The 20,221-nt window shown below is 69.7% G+C and carries 21 protein-coding genes; 18 read left to right on the forward strand and 3 right to left on the reverse strand.

Features of this window, described 5'->3' with window-relative positions; all coding sequences use genetic code 11:
* Together QM708_RS16545 and QM708_RS16550 are read left to right on the forward strand one after the other, a co-directional pair.
* Positions 1-561, forward strand: a complete 561-nt coding sequence (locus tag QM708_RS16545; RefSeq protein WP_415111113.1) for a hypothetical protein — start codon at positions 1-3, stop codon at positions 559-561.
* Positions 554-2,047: a CHAD domain-containing protein gene (locus QM708_RS16550; protein ID WP_415111116.1), complete on the forward strand. Its 1,494-nt coding sequence runs from the start codon at positions 554-556 to the stop codon at positions 2,045-2,047. The genes QM708_RS16545 and QM708_RS16550 overlap by 8 nt, the downstream gene beginning before the upstream one ends.
* 41 nt (positions 2,048-2,088) lie before the next feature.
* On the opposite strand, the gene ybaK is transcribed toward QM708_RS16550, so the two are convergent.
* Positions 2,089-2,583 carry a Cys-tRNA(Pro) deacylase gene (ybaK, locus tag QM708_RS16555; RefSeq protein ID WP_415111119.1) on the reverse strand — a complete coding sequence of 165 codons (495 nt, stop codon included), beginning with the start codon at positions 2,581-2,583 and terminating at the stop codon, positions 2,089-2,091.
* Positions 2,584-2,624: 41 nt separating this feature from the next.
* Complete coding sequence (locus tag QM708_RS16560; RefSeq protein ID WP_415111122.1) at positions 2,625-3,368, reverse strand: DUF554 domain-containing protein; 744 nt, start codon at positions 3,366-3,368, stop codon at positions 2,625-2,627.
* An 18-nt stretch (positions 3,369-3,386) separates the two neighbouring features.
* Between QM708_RS16560 and hisD the strand changes: the two genes are divergently transcribed.
* The 15 genes from hisD to QM708_RS16635 all read left to right on the forward strand — a co-directional run bounded on the left by hisD (position 3,387) and on the right by QM708_RS16635 (position 18,139).
* Complete coding sequence (hisD, locus tag QM708_RS16565) at positions 3,387-4,700, forward strand: histidinol dehydrogenase (RefSeq protein ID WP_415111514.1); 1,314 nt, start codon at positions 3,387-3,389, stop codon at positions 4,698-4,700.
* Positions 4,694-5,791, forward strand: coding sequence for a histidinol-phosphate transaminase (locus QM708_RS16570; RefSeq protein WP_415111125.1), 1,098 nt, complete (start codon positions 4,694-4,696; stop codon positions 5,789-5,791). Before hisD ends, QM708_RS16570 begins: the two co-directional genes overlap by 7 nt.
* Entirely contained in the window at positions 5,791-6,402 is a 612-nt protein-coding gene (gene hisB / locus QM708_RS16575) for an imidazoleglycerol-phosphate dehydratase HisB (protein WP_415111128.1), read from the forward strand. The genes QM708_RS16570 and hisB overlap by 1 nt, the downstream gene beginning before the upstream one ends.
* Complete coding sequence (gene hisH / locus QM708_RS16580) at positions 6,399-7,028, forward strand: imidazole glycerol phosphate synthase subunit HisH (RefSeq protein WP_415111131.1); 630 nt, start codon at positions 6,399-6,401, stop codon at positions 7,026-7,028. Before hisB ends, hisH begins: the two co-directional genes overlap by 4 nt.
* A gap of 19 nt (positions 7,029-7,047) precedes the next feature.
* The gene (gene priA, locus QM708_RS16585) at positions 7,048-7,776 is read left to right on the forward strand and encodes a bifunctional 1-(5-phosphoribosyl)-5-((5-phosphoribosylamino)methylideneamino)imidazole-4-carboxamide isomerase/phosphoribosylanthranilate isomerase PriA (RefSeq protein ID WP_415111134.1); all 729 of its coding nucleotides are present in this window, start codon (positions 7,048-7,050) and stop codon (positions 7,774-7,776) included.
* A gap of 73 nt (positions 7,777-7,849) precedes the next feature.
* Positions 7,850-8,617 (forward strand): YebC/PmpR family DNA-binding transcriptional regulator, encoded by a 768-nt coding sequence (locus QM708_RS16590; protein WP_415111137.1) that lies wholly within the window; start codon positions 7,850-7,852, stop codon positions 8,615-8,617.
* A gap of 43 nt (positions 8,618-8,660) precedes the next feature.
* A complete protein-coding gene (gene ruvC, locus QM708_RS16595) occupies positions 8,661-9,245 on the forward strand; it encodes a crossover junction endodeoxyribonuclease RuvC (RefSeq protein WP_415111140.1) in 585 nt (194 codons plus the stop codon).
* Positions 9,242-9,853, forward strand: a complete 612-nt coding sequence (gene ruvA / locus QM708_RS16600) for a Holliday junction branch migration protein RuvA (protein ID WP_415111143.1) — start codon at positions 9,242-9,244, stop codon at positions 9,851-9,853. Before ruvC ends, ruvA begins: the two co-directional genes overlap by 4 nt.
* Entirely contained in the window at positions 9,850-10,905 is a 1,056-nt protein-coding gene (gene ruvB, locus QM708_RS16605; RefSeq protein WP_415111146.1) for a Holliday junction branch migration DNA helicase RuvB, read from the forward strand. The genes ruvA and ruvB overlap by 4 nt, the downstream gene beginning before the upstream one ends.
* 70 nt (positions 10,906-10,975) lie before the next feature.
* The gene (gene yajC / locus QM708_RS16610) at positions 10,976-11,380 is read left to right on the forward strand and encodes a preprotein translocase subunit YajC (protein WP_415111149.1); all 405 of its coding nucleotides are present in this window, start codon (positions 10,976-10,978) and stop codon (positions 11,378-11,380) included.
* A 54-nt stretch (positions 11,381-11,434) separates the two neighbouring features.
* The gene (gene secD / locus QM708_RS16615; RefSeq protein ID WP_415111152.1) at positions 11,435-12,994 is read left to right on the forward strand and encodes a protein translocase subunit SecD; all 1,560 of its coding nucleotides are present in this window, start codon (positions 11,435-11,437) and stop codon (positions 12,992-12,994) included.
* On the forward strand, positions 12,994-14,175 hold the full coding sequence (gene secF / locus QM708_RS16620) for a protein translocase subunit SecF (RefSeq protein WP_415111155.1): 1,182 nt from the start codon (positions 12,994-12,996) through the stop codon (positions 14,173-14,175). The genes secD and secF overlap by 1 nt, the downstream gene beginning before the upstream one ends.
* A gap of 5 nt (positions 14,176-14,180) precedes the next feature.
* Entirely contained in the window at positions 14,181-14,714 is a 534-nt protein-coding gene (locus QM708_RS16625) for an adenine phosphoribosyltransferase (RefSeq protein WP_415111158.1), read from the forward strand.
* A gap of 2 nt (positions 14,715-14,716) precedes the next feature.
* Positions 14,717-15,778 (forward strand): potassium channel family protein, encoded by a 1,062-nt coding sequence (locus QM708_RS16630; protein ID WP_415111161.1) that lies wholly within the window; start codon positions 14,717-14,719, stop codon positions 15,776-15,778.
* Between the two features lie 162 nt (positions 15,779-15,940).
* Positions 15,941-18,139, forward strand: a complete 2,199-nt coding sequence (locus QM708_RS16635; RefSeq protein ID WP_415111516.1) for a RelA/SpoT family protein — start codon at positions 15,941-15,943, stop codon at positions 18,137-18,139.
* Between the two features lie 83 nt (positions 18,140-18,222).
* On the opposite strand, the gene QM708_RS16640 is transcribed toward QM708_RS16635, so the two are convergent.
* A complete protein-coding gene (locus QM708_RS16640; RefSeq protein ID WP_415111164.1) occupies positions 18,223-19,467 on the reverse strand; it encodes a DUF349 domain-containing protein in 1,245 nt (414 codons plus the stop codon).
* 64 nt (positions 19,468-19,531) lie between these two features.
* Here QM708_RS16640 and QM708_RS16645 point away from each other — a divergent pair, with 64 nt between their 5' ends.
* Complete coding sequence (locus QM708_RS16645) at positions 19,532-20,221, forward strand: MBL fold metallo-hydrolase (protein ID WP_415111166.1); 690 nt, start codon at positions 19,532-19,534, stop codon at positions 20,219-20,221.

Genomic DNA, 20,221 nt, shown 5'->3' on the forward strand with positions numbered 1-20,221 from the left:
ATGAGTCTGACGCGTGTGCTGGTCCGCTCCGGCCAGCTCGCCGGGCTGGCGGCGCTGCTGGGCGTCGTCGGTGCCCTGGTATGGGCCAACGTCACCGAGCTGCCCAGCTATGTCGTCCAGGCGGACGGGCACGCGACGATCGCGGAATCGGATGTCGCCAAGCTGTTCTCGGGCAACTTCTGGTTCGTGGTGATCGGGGCGTTCGCCGGCTTGGCCGTGGGGGTCGCCAGCTGGATTCGGCTCAGGTCGCTGGGCTGGATGGTGGCGGTCATCACCGCGGCCCTGTCGGTGCTGGCGGCCATCGTGTGCTGGAAGGTGGGCGAGCTGATCGGGCCCGGGCCGTTCGCGGCCCGGCTGGCCGCTGCCGGGGCCGGCGACCAGGTCCGGATCGCGCTCACGCTCACCACGCCCTCCGCGCTGGCGGCCTGGGTGTTCGCCGCCACCGCGGTGCCGCTGTTCGCGGCCTCGCTCGGCCCCGACCCCGAGTTCCGGGCGCGGGTGGCGCGGCGGCGCCATGCACCCGCCGAGGACGCGGCGCTCGCCGGGGTGTCCGATGGCTGAGCGGACGATCGAGCGCGAGCTGAAGTTCGCCGCACCCGAGGGCTTCGACCCGGACCTGTCCGCGGTGGTGGAGCGCCTGGGCGAGGAGCGGTTCCGGCTCGAGGCGGTCTATCACGACACGCTCGGACTGACGCTGACCGATGCCGGCTGGGGCCTGCGCCGGCGCAGCGGCGGCAAGGACGCCGGCTGGCACCTCAAGCGCCCGGCGGGCGAGGCTGGGGCGCGTACCGAGGTGTGGGCTCCTGACGCCGACTCGGTGCCGCAGGAGTTGCGCCAGGAGGTGCGCGAGATCACCGGCCTGGACGCGTTGGTGCCGGTCGTGCGGCTGGTGACCGACCGGGTGGAGACCCTGCTGGGGATCGACGGCGTGCCGCTGGCGACGCTGGTGCGCGACGAGGTGTCGGCCGTGGCCGCCTCGGGCACCACCGCATGGCGCGAGATCGAGGTCGAGCTGGAGCCCGGCGCCGACCCGTCGCTGCTGGCGCGGCTGGCGGACGCGTTGACCGCGGCCGGTGCCGAGCCTGCGGGGCACGGGTCGAAGCTGGCCCGCGCGATGGCGCAGGCAGCGCGCTTCTCGGCGCCCGCCTCGCCGCAGACCCCGGCCCGCGCGGTGCTGCTGGCCTGGATGGCGACCCAAGTCGGCGTCCTGCAGTCCCGCGAAGCCGACGTGCGGGCGAACGCCCCGGACGCCGTGCACAAGTCGAGGGTCGCGACCCGGCGGCTGCGCAGCCTGCTGAAGACGTTCGCGCCGCTGTTCGACAAGCGGCGTGCGAAGGCGCTGCGCGCCGAGCTGAAGTGGCTCGCCGACCTGCTGGGGCACCCGCGCGACGCCGAGGTGCTCGCCGAGGCGTTCGAGACGCTGATGGACGAACTGGGCCCGGACGCGGTGACCGATACCGTGCGCCGGCGCCTGCTCGGGCACCTGGCCGAGCAGCACGCCCGCGCGCACGCCGCGCTGATGGAGGGGCTCGACTCGCCGCGGGCGCAGGCTCTGCGGCGTGCGTTGATCGACACGCTCGTCGACCCGCCGTTGAGGTCCGAAACGGACGCCGCGGCGTCCGCGGTGCTGCCGCCGTTGTTCGCCCGCGCGAAACAGGAGGTGGCCTCGCTGCGCGAGCACGCGCTCGCCGACCCCGACCACCTGGAGCGCTGGCACGAGGTGCGCAAGGCCGCGAAGGCCGCGCGCTACGCCGCCGAGGCGCTCGACTGCGCGCTGCACACCGACGGCGAGATCGAGCGCTGGGAGGCGGTCACCGAGTCCTTCGGGCAGCTGCAGGACACCGCCGTCGCCCTGGAGCTGATCGACGTCGTCGCCGCGGACGCCTCATCCGAGGAGCAGCCCGCCTGGCAGGCGCTCCGCGACGCCGAGCACGCCCGCCGCGTGGCCGCGCTCGCCGAGGGCCAGTCCGCGCTGGACGCCGCCTTGGCCCGGGTCGGCGGCTCAGCGTTGCGCACGATATGTACCGTTGCGCACGAAATTTCGTAGGCAACGGTACATGTCGTGCGCGTGGGCGTCGGTGCTGCCGGCTACCGAGCAATAGGGGCGAAGGTCGCGCCGGTGACGGCGGCCAGGTCGGCGGGCGCGATGCCCAATTGCAGTCCGCGCTTGCCGGCCGAGACGTACATGATCTCCAGCGACTCCGCGGAGGCGTCGATGACGGTCGGCAGGGGCGTCCGTTGACCGATGGGGGAGACGCCACCGACGACATAGCCGGATGAGCGTTCGGCGACCTTGGGATCGGCCATCTCGGCCTTCTTCACCCCCAACGCGGACGCGATCGCCTTCAGGTCGAGGCGTCCGGCCACCGGCACGACGCCCACGGCGAGCTGGCGGGGCCCGACCGAGACGACCAGGGTCTTGAACACCACGGCAGGGTCGAGTCCGGTCTGGCGGATCACCTCGGCCCCGAAGTCGGTGGCGTCGGCGTGATGCTCGTATTCCATCGGCTCGAACCGGACGCCGGCGGCGGTGAGCGCGTCGGTCGCGGGGGTGCCGCCGGACTTCTTGGATTTCTTGGCCATCAACTTCCTCCTGATCGCATCATGCCGGACGGTGCCGGATGTCAGTTGAGCGCGGCGACCACGCTGACCAGCACCGGCGCGATGGCGAGGGCGGGCAGCAGGTCGCCGACGGGGACGGGTTTCAGCTGCAGCAGCCGCAGGCCGAGCCCGACCAGCATGACGCCGCCGGTCGCGGTCAGCGCGTCGATCTGTGCCGCTGAGAAGAAGTCGCCGAGCAGGAACGCAGCCAGGGTCAGGCTTCCTTGCGTCAACCCGACCGCGATGGCCGAGACCAGGACGCCCCAGCCCAGCGAACTCGCGAACGCAATCGCCGCGAAGCCGTCCAGGGTCGCTTTGATCAGCAGTTGATCGGCGCCACGGCCCAACCCGTCCGACATGGTGCCCAGCAGGGAGAGCGGCCCGATGCAGAACAGCAGCGTCGGGGTGACCACGGCGTCCACGAACCGGCCGGCCTCGCCGGTGCCGGCGAAGCGGGTGCGCAACCAGGCGGCGCCGCCCTCCAGCCGTTGTTCGATGCGCAGCAGCGAACCGATGATTGCGCCGATGAGCAGCGAGCCGAGCACGATCAGCATTCCGGTCGAGCCGACCGCCTCCGACAAGGCCGCCGACGACAGTGTCAGGGCCGACGACACGCCGAGTACCAGCGTGATCAGCCCGAGCACGTCGGTGATCGTGTCTCGGGTGCGGACGGGAATCCGGTCGCCGAGCAGAAGGCCGGCGCCGGCGCCGAGGGCGACGGTGACCATGTTGACGACCGTCCCGAATCCGATGAACACGCCCGCCATACAATCAGCTTCGTGAAACTGCGCCTGATCGACGTCCGAGGAACGAACCCCGACTATCGCGCCATCGTGCCGCGCGGGAGTTTCGATGTCGAGCATGCCGTCGAGATCGTCGCTCCGATCTGCGATGCGGTGGCCGAACGCGGTGAGGCGGCGTTGCGCGAGTTCGCCGAGCGCTTCGATCACGTCACCCCCGAACACTTGCGGGTTCCGGCGGAGGTGCTGGCCCGCTACGCCGACGAGTTGGACGCCGACGTGCGCGCCGCGTTCGTCGAGTCGATCCGGCGCCGCCGTGCGGTCGCCGAGACCGAGGCAACCCCGGGTCTGGTGCGCGCCGAGGTGGCGCCGGGCGCGGTCGTGGAGACCAAGACGGTCCCGGTCGGAAGGGTGGGCCTGTACGTGCCGGGCGGGCTGGCGCCGCTGGCATCCAGCGTGCTGATGAACGTGGTGCCCGCCCAGGTGGCCGGCGTGACCAGCCTCGCGGTGGCGACGCCGCCGAGCGCGGAGTTCGGCGGGCTGCCGCACCCGAGCATCCTGGCGCTGTGCCACCTGCTCGGCGTCGACGAGGTGTACGCGGTCGGTGGGGCGCAGGCGATCGCGATGTTCGCCCACGGCGTCCCCGGCCTGTGCCCGCGCGTCGACCTGGTCACCGGTCCCGGCAATATCTACGTGGTCGCCGCCAAGCGCTACCTGCGCGGCCTGGTCGGCATCGACTCCGAGGCCGGGCCGACCGAGATCGCCGTTCTCGCCGACGACACCGCCGATCCGCGGTTCGTGGCCGCCGACCTGATCAGCCAGGCCGAGCACGACCCGATGGCCGGCTCGGTGCTGGTCACCGACTCCCCAGCGCTCGCGGACGCCGTGAACGCCCTGCTCGATGCCCAGGTGTCGGCCCTCGGGACCACCGACCGGATCGAGAAGGCCCTGACCGGCCCGCAGTCGGCGATCGTGCTGGTCGACGACCTTGACCAGGGCCTCGCCGTGGTGGACGCCTACGCCGCCGAACACCTGGAGATCCACACCCGCGAGCCCTACCAAGTGGCTCACCGCGTCCGTAATGCCGGGGCGATCTTCGTCGGGCCCTGGTCGCCGGTGCCGCTCGGCGACTACTCGGCCGGATCGACGCACGTGCTGCCCACCGCCGGCATCGCCCGGCACGGCTCGGGCCTGACCGTGCGCAGCTTCTGCAAAACCGTGCACCTGATCTGCTACGACGAGGCCGCCCTGCGCGAGGTCGGTCCCACCGTGGCCACCTTCGCGACCGCCGAACGCCTGCCCGGGCACGCCGCCGCGATCACCGTCCGCACCAACGCCGAGGAGGTCGACCGGTGGTGAACGCCGATATCACGCTGGCGGATCTGCCGCTGCGCCCCGAACTCGTCGGCGAGGAGCCCTACGGCGCCCCGCAGCTCGACGTGCCGGTGTGCCTCAACGTCAACGAGAACCCGTACCCGCCGTCGGCGTCCACCCTGGAGGAGATGGCCGACGCGATCCGGAACGCGGCCTATCACCGCTACCCCGACCGCGAATTCACCGGCTTGCGCCAGCAGCTGGCCGACTACCTCGGCCACGGCCTGGGCGTGGCGAACGTGTGGGCCGCCAACGGCTCGAACGAGGTGATGACCCATGTGCTCGGCGCGTTCGGCGGCCCCGGACGCCGTGTGCTGTCGTTCACGCCGACCTACTCGATGTACCCCGAGTACGCGCGCAATACGCATTCGGACTACGTCACGGCGCCGCGCCACGACGACTACACCCTCGACGCCGGCCTGGTGCTGCGCGCGATCGCCGAACACGACCCGACGGTGGTGATCATCACCACCCCGAACAACCCGACCGGCACCACCACGCCGCTCGCCGAGATCGAGCGGGTGCTCACCGGCACCGACGCGATCGTCGTGGTCGACGAGGCCTACCAGGAGTTCGCCCGCCACCCCGACGAGACCGCGCTCACCCTGCTGCCGCGCTTCGGCAACCTGGTGGTCAGCCGCACGATGAGCAAGGCCTTCGCCTTCGCCGGCGGACGCCTCGGCTACCTGGCCGCCGCCCCGGCGATCGTGGACGCCTGCCGGATCGTCCGGCTGCCCTACCACCTGTCGGCGCAGACCCAGGCGGTCGCCTCGGTCGCGTTGCGGCACGCCGGCGAGATGCTGGCCCGGGTCGACGACCTGCGCGCCGCCCGCGACGAACTGCTGCGCCGGGCGCCCGCGATGGGCTTCGAGGTGGTCGATTCGGACGCCAACTTCGTCCTGGTCGGCCGCTGGTCCGACCGGCACCTGGCCTGGCAGCAACTGCTCGGCCAGGGCGTGCTCGTCCGCGAGACCGGCCCGGCCGGCTACCTGCGCGTGAGCGCGGGAACACCTGAAGAGATGGAGGCGTTCTACGCCGCGTTGGCGTGCGTGGACGCGCCGAGGATGGGGGAGTGATGGCACGCACCGCGCGCATCGAGCGCAGCACGTCGGAGAGCACGATCACCGTCGAGTTGAACCTCGACGGCACAGGCACCAGCGAGATCAGCACCGGGGTCGGGTTCTACGACCACATGCTGACCGCGCTGAGCAAGCATTCGCTGATCGACCTGAAGGTCGAGGCCTCCGGCGATGTGCACATCGACGGCCACCACGTCGTCGAGGACGCCGCCATCGTGATCGGCCAGGCGCTCAAGGTGGCGCTGGGCGACAAGAAGGGCATCAAGCGGTTCGGCGATGCCCTGGTGCCGCTCGATGAAGCACTGGCCGGCGCGGTGGTGGACGTCGCCGGCCGCCCGTACGCGGTGTGCACCGGCGAGCCCGAAGGACAGGTCTACGCCCGGATCGGCGGCTCCGGCGTCCCGTACGCCGGCTCGATGACCTACCACGTCGTCGAGGCGCTCGCCCTCAACGCCGGGCTGTGCATCCACCTCGAACTGGTCCGCGGACGCGACCCGCACCACATCGTCGAGGCCCAGTTCAAGGCGCTGGCCCGCGCATTGCGCACCGCGGTCGAACCCGATCCGCGCATCCAGGGCATCGTGCCGTCGACCAAGGGCGCGCTGTGAGCCCGACGGTGGCGGTGCTCGACTACGGCTCGGGCAACCTGCACTCGGCGACCCGCGCGCTCGCGGCGGCGGGTGCGCAGGTGCTGCTCACCGCGGACGCCTCCGCCTGCCTGGACGCCGACGGCCTGGTCGTGCCCGGTGTCGGCGCCTTCGCAGCGTGCATGGAGGGCTTGGCAGCGGTGGACGGCCCACGGATCATCCGCGAACGACTCGCCGCCGGACGTCCGGTGCTCGGCATCTGCGTCGGTCACCAGGTGATGTTCGACCGTGGCGTCGAGCACGGCGTCGAGGCGTCCGGTGTCGGTGTGCTGCCCGGCACCGTCGAGCGGCTGCACGCCGAACGGTTGCCGCACATGGGCTGGAACGTGGTGGACGCCGCGGACGGCTCGGCCCTGTTCGCGGGTGCGGAGTCGGAGCGGTTCTACTTCGTGCACAGCTACGGCGTTCGTGCCGACGCAGACGTCGCCTGGCCCGAGGACGCCCGGGTGACCTGGGTCGAGCACGGCGGTGACCGCGTCGTGGCCGCGATCGAGCTGGGCGCGCTGAGCGCCACCCAGTTCCACCCCGAGAAGTCGGGCTCCGCCGGCGCACGCCTGCTGCGCAACTGGATCGCCACCCTGAGCTGATCAGGTAGCCTCGTGCCCCGTGACTGATGCGCTCTACCTGCTCCCCGCCGTCGACGTGCAGAACGGCCAGGCCGTCCAGCTGACCCAAGGCATCGCCGGGTCGGAGAAGACCTTCGGCGATCCCCTCGCCGCCGCGCTGCGCTGGCAGAACGCCGGTGCGTCCTGGCTGCACCTGGTCGACCTGGACGCCGCCTTCGGGCGTGGCTCGAACGCCGAGATCATCGCCGAGATCGCCGGGCAGATGACCCTCAACGTCGAACTGTCCGGTGGCATCCGCGATGACGCCTCCCTGGAGCGCGCCTTGGCGACCGGCTGCCGCCGGGTCAACATCGGCACCGCCGCGCTGGAGAACCCGGCCTGGTGCGAGAAGGTGATCGCCGAGCACGGCGACCGGATCGGTATCGCCATCGACGTCAAGGGCACCCAGCTCGCCGCGCGCGGCTGGGTCCGCGAGGGCGGCGATTGGCGCGAGGCGATCGACCGGCTGTCGGCGGCAGGCTGCCAGGCGTTCGTGGTGACCGACGTGAAGTCCGACGGCATGCTGACCGGTCCCAACCTCGAACTGCTGCGCGATGTCGCGGCCCGCACGGACGCCGAGGTGATCGCCTCCGGCGGCATCGCTCAGCTCGACGACCTGCGCGCCATCCGTGAACTCAGGCCCCTGGGCGTGACCGGCGCGATCATCGGTACCGCGCTCTACATTGGCAACTTCACCCTTGAGGAAGCCATCGAGGTCGCCGAGCGCTGAGTGCGCAGAGCGCTCCGGCGCCCGCGATAGGATGGCCGACGGACCTGACGACACGACAGCACGAAGGAGACCGATGAGCGGTCACTCCAAGTGGGCCACCACCAAGCACAAGAAGGCGGCCATCGACGCCAAGCGCGGCAAGCTGTTCGCGAACCTGATCAAGAAGATCGAGGTCGCGGCGCGCGTGGGCGGCGGCGATCCCGGCGGCAACCCGACGCTTTATGACGCCATTCAGAAGGCGAAGAAGAACTCGGTGCCCAACGACAACATCGATCGCGCCGTCAAGCGCGGCTCGGGGATCGGCGGCGAGGTCGTCGACTACACCGAGATCATGTACGAGGCCTACGGCACCGGCGGCGTCGCGATCCTGATCGAGTGCCTGACCGACAACCGCAACCGGTCGGCGTCCGATGTGAAGGTGGCGATCACCCGCAACGGCGGCACCCAGGCCGATGTGGGCTCGGTGAGCCGCATCTACGACCGCAAGGGCGTGGTCGTGGTGTCGAAGAAGCAGGACGGCAAGGAACTGTCCGAGGACGACCTGCTCGAGGCGACCCTGGAGGCCGAGCCCGAGGACATCAACGATCTCGGCGAGACCTTCGAGATCGTCTGCGATCCGTCGGTGCTGGTCGAGGTGCGCAAGGCCGTCCAGGCGGCCGGTTTCGACTACGACTCCGCCGATGTCGAGTTCCGCGCCCAGTACGAGCAGGCGATCGACACCAAGGAGGCCGCCGAGAAGCTGTTCAAGCTGCTGGACGCCATCGAGGACGTCGACGACGTGCAGAACGTGTACAGCAACGAAGACGTGCCGGACGAAATCCTCGCCGAACTCGAAGGCTGACCCTAGAATCCGAACAAACGTTCGGAGCGAAGAGGGGGAAGCGATGCGGGTTCTCGGGATCGACCCCGGCCTGACCCGGTGCGGGGTCGGGGTGATCGAGGGCTCGCCGGGCCGGACGCCGGCGCTGCTGCTCGCCGATGTGGTGCGGACCGACGCCGGCCTGGAGACGGGGCAGCGGCTGGCGGCCCTCGAGCGCAGCATCGTGCAGTACATCGCCGAGTACCGGCCCGACGCGATCGCGGTCGAGCGGGTGTTCGCGCGCCGCGACGTGAGCACCATCGTGGGCACGATGCAGGCCTCCGGCGTGGTGCTGCTGGCCGGCACCCGCGCCGGGCTGAGCGTCGCCGAGCACACCCCGACCGAGGTGAAGGCGTCCATCACCGGCAACGGGCGGGCCGACAAGGCCCAGGTCGGCCAGATGGTGATGCGCATCCTGCACCTGGACGCCCCACCCAAACCCGCCGACGCCGCGGACGCCGTCGCGCTGGCCATCTGCCATCTGTGGCGGGCGCCCGCCATCGCGCGCCTCGCCCAGGCAGCTCAGCGCCGCGAGATCGCCCAAGCCCAGACCGCCGCCCGCACCCGCGCCGCAGCCCGCCTCACCGACGCCCCCCGGAGGTTCGCATGATCGCCCAGCTGACCGGAACCGTGGCCGCCGTGGGCGGCACCTGGGTGGTGGTCGACCTGTCCGGCTTCGGCGTCCGTGCCCTGTGCACGCCGGCGACCGTCGCGGCCGTCCGGGTGGGGGAGCAGACCACCCTGCACACCTCGCTGATCGTCCGTGAGGACTCGCTCACCCTCTACGGCTTCGCCGACGCCGACGAGCGCGACGCGTTCGAACTGGTGCAGTCCGCCTCGGGCATCGGGCCGAAGATCGCCCAGGCGGTGGTGTCGGTGCTGCCGCCCGGCGATCTGCGCGCGGCGATCGCCCAGGAGAACGTGACCGCGCTGACCCGGGTGCCGGGCATCGGTCCCAAGGGCGCCCAGAAGATGATCCTCGAGCTGAAAGACAAGGTGAACGCGCTCGGCGCGGTGCCCAACCTGAGCACCACCTCCCGCATGGTGCCCTCTGGTGAGGTGTGGCGCGAGCAGGTGAGTTCGGGCCTGGAGTCGCTCGGCTGGTCGGCCAAGGACGCCGCCGCCGCGGTCGAGCGGGTCGTTCCGCTGCGCGAACAGGACCCCGGAATCGGCATCGGTGACCTGATGCGCGCCGCACTGCGGAGCCTGGCCCGATGAACGCCTCCCTGCACGGACCGCGCGCCGACGATCCGCTCGACCCGAACCGCCACGCCGACGACCAGGTCGTCGACACCGCGCTGCGGCCGCCGACCCTGGCCGAGTTCCGCGGCCAGCCGCGCGTCGCCGAGCAGTTGGGGCTGGTGCTGGCCGCCGCCCAGCAGCGCGGGGTGGTGCCCGACCATGTGCTGCTGTCCGGCCCGCCCGGGCTGGGCAAGACGACGCTGGCGATGATCATCGCCCACGAGGTGGGCGCCCCGCTGCGGATCAGCTCCGGGCCGGCGATCCAGCACGCCGGCGACCTGGCCGCGATCCTGTCCGGGCTGAGCGAGGGGGAGGTGTTCTTCCTCGACGAGATCCACCGGATGAGCCGCCCCGCCGAGGAGATGCTCTACCTGGCCATGGAGGACTTCCGCGTCGACGTGATCGTCGGCAAAGGCCCCGGCGCCACCGAGATCCCACTCGAGATCCCACGCTTCACCCTGGTCGGCGCCACCACCCGCGCGGGCCTGCTGCCCGGGCCGCTGCGCGACCGGTTCGGCTTCACCGGGCAGCTCGACTACTACGCGGCTGCCGACCTGGTCGGCATCGTCACCCGCAGTGCGTCCTTGCTCGGGCTGAGACTCGGCCAGGACTCGGCCGAGGTGATCGCGCTGCGCAGCCGGGGGACGCCGCGGATCGCGAACCGGCTGCTGCGCCGCGTCCGCGACTACGCCCTGGTGAAGGCCGACGGCCGGATCACCCCCGAGCTCGCCGCGTCCGCTCTCGACCTGTACGAGGTCGACGAACTGGGTCTGGACCGGCTCGACCGCGCGGTGCTGGACGCCGTGTGCGTCCGTTTCGCCGGCGGCCCGGTGGGATTGTCGACCCTGGCGATGAGCATCGGCGAGGAGACCGAGACCGTCGAAGAGGTCGCCGAACCATACCTGATCCGGCAGGGATTCCTGATGCGGACGCCGCGGGGCCGCGTCGCCACGCCGCGCGCCTGGCGTCATCTGGGATTGTCGGTTCCCGCCACGCGAGCGGACCTTTTCAGTGACTCCGAAAGCTAGCCGGTAGTCTTGCCGATTGGTGGGGCGCCGTTCGGCGTCCTGCACTCCCGAGAACAAGGTTTGTGAAGAGATGCCTGCTGACAACTCGATGCTGTCCACCCTGCTGATGCTGGCCGTGATGGGCCTGGCGTTCTACTTCCTGCTGATTCGTCCTTCGCAGAAGAAGCAGAAGGCGCAGCAGACGATGGTGAGCCAGTTGGCACCGGGCTCGCGGATCATGACCACGGCCGGCGTGCTCGCCACGATCCGCCACATGGGCGAGCGCCAGGCCATCATCGAGATCGCCCCCGGCGTCGAGATGACCGTCCTCAAGCAGGCGATCATGCGCACCGTGAACGCCGAGGAGGAGGAGTTCGAGTACGACGACGACACCGCCGCCGAGACCGTCGGCGAGTTCGACCTCGATCCCGACTTCTTCGCCCAGGGCAACTCCGAGGAACGCGGCGAGACCCCCGGCGAGAACCGCGCGAACTGACCCTTCCTTCCACCCCACCCCTCCCTCTCGTACGCTCGAACGGAGCCTGAACCTGTGGCCACCGAAAGCCGGAACAAGCAGCGTCCACTGCGGCCGTTGATCTCCCTCGCGATCCTGGTGCTGGCGCTGTTCGGCATCATGGCGCTGTCGAACTCGTGGACGCCGAAGCTCGGCCTCGACCTGCGCGGCGGCACCACGATCACCCTGACCGCGCGCAATACGACCGGCACCGGTGCGGTCGATGAGGCCAGCCTGCAGCAGGCGCGCACCATCATCCAGCAGCGCGTGGACGCCGTGGGCGTCGGCGAATCCGAGGTCGCGACGGTCGGCGCCAACCAGATCACGGTCTCGGTGCCCAACGTGGTGGAATCGAAGCTGCAGGAGATGGTCGGCCAGACCGCGCAGTTGTACTTCCGTCCCGTGTACGCGGTGGCAGCCGCCACGGCGATGCCGTCTGGGCTGCCCTTGCCGCCGCCCGAGGCACGCCCGACCGAGCCCGCCGAGACTCCGCTGACCACCGACCAGGCACTCGCCTGGGAGCCGACCGAACGCGACCTGGCCGACTTCGAGGCCTACGCCTGCGGTGACCCGTTCCCCGACGTTCCCGACCAGCCGCTGATCGCGTGCACCCGTGAGAAGGACGCGAAGCTGCTGCTCGCCCCGGCGGTGATCAACGGCAATATGCTGACCTCCGCGTCCGCGGGCATGCCGCAGCAGAGCGTAAACTGGATCGTCAACCTGTCGCTGAACGATGAGGGCAGCCGGATCTTCGAGCAGGTCACCGGTGTTCTCGCGCAGCGCACCGAGCCGCAGAACACGTTCGCGGTCGTGCTGGACGGCCAGGTCGTCACCTATCCGAAGCTGTCCAAGGCGATCCCGGGTGGCCAGGCCACGATCGAGGGCAACTTCACCCAGCAGTCGGCCTCTGACCTGGCCAGCGTCCTGAAGTACGGCTCCCTGCCGCTCACCTTCGACCTGTCCGAGGTGGCCAACGTGTCGCCGACCCTGGGCGGTGAGCAGCTGCGCGCCGGCATCATCGCCGGCCTGATCGGCATCGGCCTGGTGATCCTGTACTCGGTGGTCTACTACCGGGCGCTGGCGGTCGTGGTGGTCGCCTCGCTCGTGATCGCGGCCACGCTGACCTACCAGGTGATGGTGCTGTTGGGGGAGTCGATGGGCTTCGCGCTCAACCTGCCCGGTATCGCCGGCGCGATCGTCGCCATCGGCATGACGGCCGACTCGTTCATCATCTTCTTCGAACGCATCCGTGACGAGGTGCGCGAAGGGCGTCCGTTGCGCAGCGCGATCGAGACCGGCTGGATCGGTTCGCGCAAGACCATTCTGATCGCGGACGCCGTGTCGCTGCTCTCGGCGGTGGTGCTGTTCATCCTGGCCATCGGCTCGGTGCGCGGCTTCGCGTTCACCCTCGGCCTGACCACGCTGATCGATATCGCCATCGTGTTCTGGTTCACCAAGCCGATGGTGACCCTGCTCGGCCGGACGAAGTTCTACGGCGAGGGCCGGCGGTTCTCCGGCTTCGAGGCTGAGCATCTCGGCGTCCAGCGCCGTTCCCCGATCCGCCGCCTGCGCGCGGGTGCCCCGAAGGAGGCGTGATGAGCGAGCACAAGCAGAAGACCAGCCTCGCCCACAAGCTCTACACCGGCGAGCTGAGCTACGACTTCATCGGCAACCGCAAGCGGTGGTACCTCGTCTCGGCGATCATCGTCGTGATCTGCGTGCTGGGCGTCGCGATCCGCGGGCTCAACCTGTCGATCGACTTCACCGGCGGCTCCGAATTCACGGTGCCGGTTCAGGTCACCGCGACGACGATCGACGACTACCGCGACACTGTCGCCGACAGCGGGCTGCCCGAACTGGGCGAGATCAAGGTCAACACGGTCGGCACCAACCAGGTCCGCATTCAGGTGCGGGCGCTGAACGCCGAAGAGATCAACGACATGACCGGGCTGCTCGCCGAGAAGACCGGAATTCCGGCCGAGCAGGTGACCAACAACCTGATCGGCGCCTCGTGGGGTCAGCAGATCACCCAGCAGGGCGTGATCGCGTTGGTGATCTTCCTGGTGCTGGTGTCGCTGATGATCTGGGCTTACTTCCGCAACTGGAAGATGTCGGTGGCCGCCATCGTCGCGCTGCTGCACGACCTGGTGCTCACCGTCGGTGTGTTCGCGTTGCTGCAATTCGCGTTCACTCCTGCCAGCCTGATCGGGATGCTGACCATCCTCGGCTACTCCCTATACGACACCGTCGTGGTGTTCGACAAGGTGCGCGAGAACACCCGCGGCATCACCGAGCAAACCCGTTCGTTCTCCGAGGCGACCAACCTGGCGATCAACCAGGTGCTGGTCCGCTCGGTCAACACCACCATCATCGGCGTCCTGCCGGTGGCCGCACTGCTGGTCACCGGCGTGTTCGTGCTCGGCACCGGCCCGCTGAAGGACCTGGGCCTGGCCTTGTTCGTCGGCATGATCGCCGGCGCCTACAGCTCGATCGTGCTGGCCGCGCCGATGTTCGCCCAGATGAAGGAGCGCGAGCCCGCGATGGTCGCGCACCGCAAGCGCCTGGAGCGCCGCGACCATAAGCCTGCCAAGAAGGCAAAGGCGACGACGGCGTCCGTCGCGGCGGGAGCCCCCGTCCTCGGCGCACCGGCCGCCGAGGCGTCCTTGGAGCAGGCAGAGCCGATCGACCCGGTGCAGCTGGGTGCGGTGCCCGCCGAGGCGCTGCGCGAACGCCAGCAGCCGCGGCACTCCACCCGCGCGCAACGAAAGAAGGGCTGAGCCTCGTGAGCGGCAATGCCGAGCGGGTGCGTGAACTGATCCGCGACGTGCCCGACTGGCCCGTCAAGGGGGTGGTGTTCAAGGACATCACCCCGCTGCTGGCCGACGCCGGCGGCTTCGGTGCGGCCATCGACGCACTCGTCGCGCTCGCCCCCGGCGAGATCGACGTCGTGGTGGGCATGGAGGCGCGCGGATTCATCTTCGCGGCCCCGGTCGCGCTGCGCCTGGGCGCTGGATTCGTGCCGGTGCGCAAGCCCGGCAAGCTGCCGGGCTTGGTGGACGAGGAGGCGTTCTCGCTCGAGTACGGTGCCGAGGTGCTCACCATCCACACCGACGCACTCTGGCCGGGCGCCCGCGTGATGATCGTCGACGACGTGCTCGCCACCGGCGGCACGGTGGGCGCCACCGCCGCGCTGATCAAGCGCCAGGGCGCCCAGCTCGTGCACGTGGCTGTCGTGATGGAACTCGGCTTCCTCAACGGCCGCGCGCTGCTGGCCGAACTGGGTGTGGACGCCGTGTCAGCGGTGGTCACGGTCTAGCCATGGCCGTGCGGCGCCGGGAGGCCTACGAAGCGCTCGTCAGCCTGCCCACCCAAGCCAGGAATCCCTGGATGGAACTGTTGCGGCGGGGCCTCCTCGCCGTGGCGATCATCGCCGCCAACTCGCTGATCGTCTGGCTCGACCGCGACAGCTACGCCGACAACGTCAACGGTGACGGCGTGAGCTTCATCGACGCCGTCTACTATGCGACGGTCACGGTCACCACCACCGGCTACGGCGACATCACGCCGGTCGCCGACCACGCGCGGCTGCTGAACGCCATCTTGGTCACGCCGCTGCGGATGGCCTTCCTGGTCCTGCTGGTCGGCACCACGATCGAGGTGCTGGCCAACCAGGGCAGGCGTGCGCTCATCGATCATCGCTGGAGGAGCAGAATGCGCAACCACACCGTCATCCTCGGCTTCGGCACCATGGGCCGCAGCGCGCTGGCCACCCTGCTGCGCAATGGTGCCGAACCTGACCGCATCGTGGTCGTCGACGCCAGCCAGGCGGCGGTGGAGGAGGCCAATCGCGACGGCGTGGCCGCCATCGTCGGGGACTGCACCTCACGGGATCTGCTGCGCCGCGCCGAGGTGCCGAAGGCCAAACACATCGTGATCACCGTCAACCGCGACGACACGGCGATCCTGGCCACGTTGACGGCCCGTCAGCTCAACCCGCACGCGCATCTGGTGGTGGCGGTCCGTTCCGGCGAGAACGTGTCGCTGCTGCGCCAATCGGGCGCCGACGGCGTGGTGACCAGCACGGACGCCGTGGGCCGCCTGGTCGGGCTGTCGGCGGTCAGTCCCGACCTGGGTGCGACGGTGGAGGACCTGCTCAACTATGGCGACGGGCTCGACATCGCCCAGCGCCAGGTGGCGCCGGACGAGGTCGGCCGCAGCACCCAGGAGATCGCCGGCGAGCGGGTCCTCGGGGTGGTGCGCGGCGGCCTGCTGCGCCGCTTCTTCGATCCGAGCGTGGCCGTGCTGAAGACCGGCGACGAACTCGTCGTGGTGCGGCCGAGCCGGACGCCGCGTTCGCGCGCGTCGCGCGAGCGTCAGTAGAAGCCGACGGCGCTAGACTCGCTGCACGTGCAGCATTGGGGGTGAACCGTGAGCGAGAGTGTTCGCAGGGTGGAAGGCACCCACGCCGGTCCGGCGGATCCGCGTGTCCCCGCGCCGCCGCTGAAGCAGCCCGCCGCGATCGAACCGCCGCCGCGGCGCAGCATGCGGCGCATGCTCGCGATGCTCGGCACCCAGAAGCCGTCGGCGTCCGCGGCCCTGGAACCACTGTTCGCCGCCATGCGGCAACACCACCAGAAGATCGACACCGCGCTCATCGAACGGGCCTACGTGACCGCTGAGCACCACCACGAGGGCCAGACCCGCAAGAGCGGCGACAACTACATCACCCACCCGCTGGCGGTGGCGACCATCCTGGCCGGCCTCGGCCTCACCGAGCCCACCATCGTCGCCGCCCTGCTGCACGACACGGTGGAGGACACCGGCTACACGCTGAAGCAGCTCACCATCGACTTCGGCGACGAGGTCGCCACCATGGTCGACGGCGTGACCAAGCTCGACAAGATGGTCTACGGCGAGTCGGCGAAGGCCGAGACCATCCGTAAGATGGTGCTGGCGATGAGCCGCGACATCCGCGTCCTGGTGATCAAGCTCGGCGACCGGCTGCACAATATGCGCACCATCGGTTCGCTGCGCCAAGACAAGCAGATGCGGATCGCCCGCGACACCCTCGAGATCTACGCTCCGCTGGCCCATCGCCTCGGCATGAACGCGATCAAATGGGAACTGGAGGATCTGTCCTTCTCGGTGCTGGAGCCCAAGATCTACTCCGAGATCGTCAAACTGGTCGCCGAACGCGCCCCGCTGCGCGACCAGTACCTCGGCACCGTGATCGACCAAGTCAAGGAGGACCTGGCCGAGAACAAGATCAAGGCCACCGTCTACGGGCGGCCCAAGCACTACTACTCCATCTACCAGAAGATGATGGTGCGCGGCCGCGACTTCTACGACATCTACGACCTGGTCGGTATCCGCGTCCTGGTCGACAGCAAGCGCGACTGCTACGACGTCCTCGGCGTCGTGCATGCCCGCTGGCGTCCGCTGCCAGGGCGGTTCAAGGACTACATCGCGATGCCGAAGTTCAACCTTTACCAGTCGTTGCACACGACGGTGGTGGGGCCGGGCGGCAAGCCGGTCGAACTCCAGATCCGCACCCACGACATGCACCGGCAGGCCGAGTTCGGCGTGGCGGCGCATTGGCGCTACAAGGAGGGCAAGTCCTCCGGCAACCAGATCAACTGGGTGCAGTCGATTTCGGAGTGGCAGCGGGAGACCGAAGACTCCGGCGAATTCCTGGAGACCTTCACCGAAGAGATCGCCAAGAACGAGGTGTACGTCTTCAGCCCCAAGGGCGACGTGCTGTCGCTGCCCGCGGGCGCCACCCCGGTCGACTTCGCCTACGCGATCCACACCGAGGTCGGCCATCGCTGTATCGGGGCGCGCGTCAACGGCAAGCTGGTGCCGCTGGATTCACCGCTCGAGATGGGCATGAGCGTCGACATCCTCACCTCCAAAGCCCTCAATGCCGGCCCCAGCCGGGACTGGCTGAGCTTCGTCAAGACGCCGCGCGCCCGGTCCAAGATCCGGCAGTTCTTCACCCGCGAGCGCCGCGACGAGGCCATCGAACTCGGCCGCGAGATGATCTCCAAGCAAATGAAGCGCCAGCAACTGGCGTCCCGGCTGCTGGCCAACGAGGTGCTGGTCAGCCTGGCCCAGCACTTCCACGTCTCCGATGTGCCCAGCCTGTTCGCAGCCGTCGGCGAGGGCACCATCGGCGCCCAGGCGGTCGTCACCCAACTGATCACCACCGTGGGCGGCGACGAGGCCGCGGCCGAGGCGTCCCTGGTCGATCAGGCGCTGCTGGTACGCCCCTCGAGCAAGCTTCCGCGCGGTCACTCGGGCGTCGTCGTGGACGGGGACGCCGACATGTACACGAAACTCGCCAAGTGCTGCCTGCCGGTGCCCGGCGACAAGATCATGGGCTTCGTCACCCGCAGCGAAGGCATTTCGGTGCACCGTGAGGACTGCACCAACGTCGCCGCACTCAAACAGATGCCCGAACGCATCGTCCACGTCAGCTGGGCGCCCACCGCCGACGCGGTCTTCCTGGTCGCCGTACAGCTGGAGGGCATCGACCGCTCCGGCATGCTCAACGACGTGACCAAGGTGCTCGCCGAACTGCACATGAGCATCGTCTCGGTGAGCGCGACGACCTCGAAGGATCACGTGTTCAGCATGCAGCTGACCTTCCAGACGCCCGACCCGCGGCTGCTGGAGACCGTCCTGAACAGCCTCCGCCGCCTGCCGGGCGTCTACGAGGTCAACCGGGTGAAGCCGGGCTGACCAACCCCGCGCGAGTTAGCGGGTGCCCTGCCCATGCTTCACCCGCTAGTTAGCGCGTGCTGTGCCCATGCTTCACGCGCTGGCTAGCGCGTGAAGTCCGCCAGCGTTGCCTTCGCCTGGTCGAGCCAGGTCGCGTAGGTGGTGATCGAGTCCTGCGCCTTCTTGGCGGCCTGCTGGTCGCCGCGGGCATTCGCCTTCTCCACCTTGGCGGTCAGCTTGTCGATCTCGGCGCTCAGCATGGCCACCGTCTCCTCGGCGCGCTGGCGCGCCTCAGGATCGGTGCGCTTCCACTCGTCGTCCTCGGCCTTCTTGACCGCCTGCTCCAGGGCGCGGACGCGGTTGTCGAGGCCGCGGATCGCATCGCGGGGCACCTTGCCCAGGGCGTGATACTCCTCCAGGAAGGAGCGCAGCGCGGCGCGGCCGGCGACGGCGTCCGTGACCGGGACCATCTCGGCTTCCGCCTTGGCGAGCAGGGCCTCCTTCGCGGCCAGGTTGCCGGAGAACTCGGCGTCCTGGGCGGACTGGGCGGCGGTACGGGCATTGAAGAACTGGTCCTGCAGACCGCGGAATTCGGCCCACAGCTTGTCGTCGGCCTCGCGCGCGGCGGATCCGGCGGCCTTCCAGCGGGTCATCAGATCACGGAACGCACCCGAGGTCGGGCCCCACTCGGTCGAGTCGACCAGGGTGCGAGCCTCCTCGATGATGGCTTCCTTGATCGCCTTGGCCTCGTTCCAGCGCGCCGACTGCTGGGCGAACTGGGCCTTGCGGCGGCGAGTGTAGGTGGTGCGGGCCGAACTGAACCGGTGCCACAGGGCGTCGTCGGTCGCGCGATCGATGCGGGGGAGCGCCTTCCACTCGTCCAGCAGCTGACGGAACCGGTTGACGCCGCCGCGCCAGTCGTTACCGGCCGCCAGCGTCTCAGCCTCGGCGACCATCGCCTCCTTGGCGGCACGGGTCGCCTCGTGCTGGCGGGCCCGTTCGGCCTTGCGGGCCTCCGACGCCTCAGCCAGCTTCGGCGTGAGGGCCTCCAGGCGCGTCTCCAGCGCGGCGAGATCGCCGACCGCATTGGCCTCGGACACCTTCTTGCGCAGGCTCTTGATCGTGTGGCGCGCGTCATCGGGCGACACCGCGCCGGAGCCGAGGCGCTGCTCGAGGAACGTCACCTCAAGTTCGAGGGCTTCGAAGCGGCGGACGAAGAACGCCAATGCCTCGTCGGGTGTCACATCGGGGACCTGACCAACCGCTCTCTCGCTCTCCCCGGAAACCACGTAGACGGTGCCATCGGGATCGACGCGACCAAAGCTGGCCGGACCTGCAGAGTCAGTCATGGGGTCCATCTTGCCCGAAAAGTCGTGAACCATGCGTGACCCGCCACTCGATAAGGTGAGGATCATGTTCTTGACGTCGTTCCCGGCGGGTCCGTGGCAGGCGAACACCTACGTGTTCGCCCCCGACGACACCCACGCGGTGGTCATCGATCCCGGGGTGGGCGCTTTCGATCCGGTGGTGCGCATCGTCGACGAGCACGGACTCACCGTGCAAGGCGTCCTGCTCACCCACGGCCACATCGACCACGTGGCCACCGCCGCCGACGTGGCCGACCGCTACGGCGTCCCGGCCTGGATTCACCACGCCGACCGCGAACTGCTGACCGATCCCGGCATGCCGGGCGTGCCGATGGAGGTGCTGGTCGCCCAGTTCGGCGTGAACCTGCGCGAGCCGTCCGATCTGCGGACCTGGTCGGGCGGGGAGACCGTCGAGGTGGCCGGGGCGTCCTTCGAGATCGTGCACGCACCAGGTCATCGACCGGGCTGCGTCCTGCTGCGGCACCGCCTGCCGGAGGCACTGCCGCAGATGCCCGCGGTGCGCGAGCTGATCTTCTCCGGCGATGTCGTGTTCGCCGGCTCGATCGGCCGCACCGATCTGCCCGGCGGCGACCAGGCGGCGATGATCACGTCCCTGCGCGATGTCGTGCTCGGCCTCCCGGACGCCGCCGCGCTGCTGCCCGGCCACGGCCCGCAGACCACCATGGCCCATGAGCGGGCCACCAACCCGTACCTGCAACCGTCCTTCCTGGGGTAG

The sequence above is a fragment of the Propioniciclava sp. genome (genome assembly GCF_047602245.1).
GTDB lineage: Bacteria > Actinomycetota > Actinomycetes > Propionibacteriales > Propionibacteriaceae > Propioniciclava.

Bases quoted from the DNA above. Each gene is read 5' to 3' on its own strand.
- QM708_RS16545 (WP_415111113.1), top strand. From the start codon at position 1: ATGAGTCTGACGCGTGTGCTGGTCCGCTCCGGCCAGCTCGCCGGGCTG.
- QM708_RS16550 (WP_415111116.1), top strand. From the start codon at position 554: ATGGCTGAGCGGACGATCGAGCGCGAGCTGAAGTTCGCCGCACCCGAG.
- ybaK (WP_415111119.1), bottom strand. From the start codon at position 2,583: ATGGCCAAGAAATCCAAGAAGTCCGGCGGCACCCCCGCGACCGACGCG.
- QM708_RS16560 (WP_415111122.1), bottom strand. From the start codon at position 3,368: ATGGCGGGCGTGTTCATCGGATTCGGGACGGTCGTCAACATGGTCACC.
- hisB (WP_415111128.1), top strand. From the start codon at position 5,791: ATGGCACGCACCGCGCGCATCGAGCGCAGCACGTCGGAGAGCACGATC.
- QM708_RS16590 (WP_415111137.1), top strand. From the start codon at position 7,850: ATGAGCGGTCACTCCAAGTGGGCCACCACCAAGCACAAGAAGGCGGCC.
- ruvC (WP_415111140.1), top strand. From the start codon at position 8,661: ATGCGGGTTCTCGGGATCGACCCCGGCCTGACCCGGTGCGGGGTCGGG.
- ruvA (WP_415111143.1), top strand. From the start codon at position 9,242: ATGATCGCCCAGCTGACCGGAACCGTGGCCGCCGTGGGCGGCACCTGG.
- ruvB (WP_415111146.1), top strand. From the start codon at position 9,850: ATGAACGCCTCCCTGCACGGACCGCGCGCCGACGATCCGCTCGACCCG.
- yajC (WP_415111149.1), top strand. From the start codon at position 10,976: ATGCCTGCTGACAACTCGATGCTGTCCACCCTGCTGATGCTGGCCGTG.
- secF (WP_415111155.1), top strand. From the start codon at position 12,994: ATGAGCGAGCACAAGCAGAAGACCAGCCTCGCCCACAAGCTCTACACC.
- QM708_RS16630 (WP_415111161.1), top strand. From the start codon at position 14,717: ATGGCCGTGCGGCGCCGGGAGGCCTACGAAGCGCTCGTCAGCCTGCCC.
- QM708_RS16635 (WP_415111516.1), top strand. From the start codon at position 15,941: ATGCGGCGCATGCTCGCGATGCTCGGCACCCAGAAGCCGTCGGCGTCC.
- QM708_RS16640 (WP_415111164.1), bottom strand. From the start codon at position 19,467: ATGACTGACTCTGCAGGTCCGGCCAGCTTTGGTCGCGTCGATCCCGAT.
- QM708_RS16645 (WP_415111166.1), top strand. From the start codon at position 19,532: ATGTTCTTGACGTCGTTCCCGGCGGGTCCGTGGCAGGCGAACACCTAC.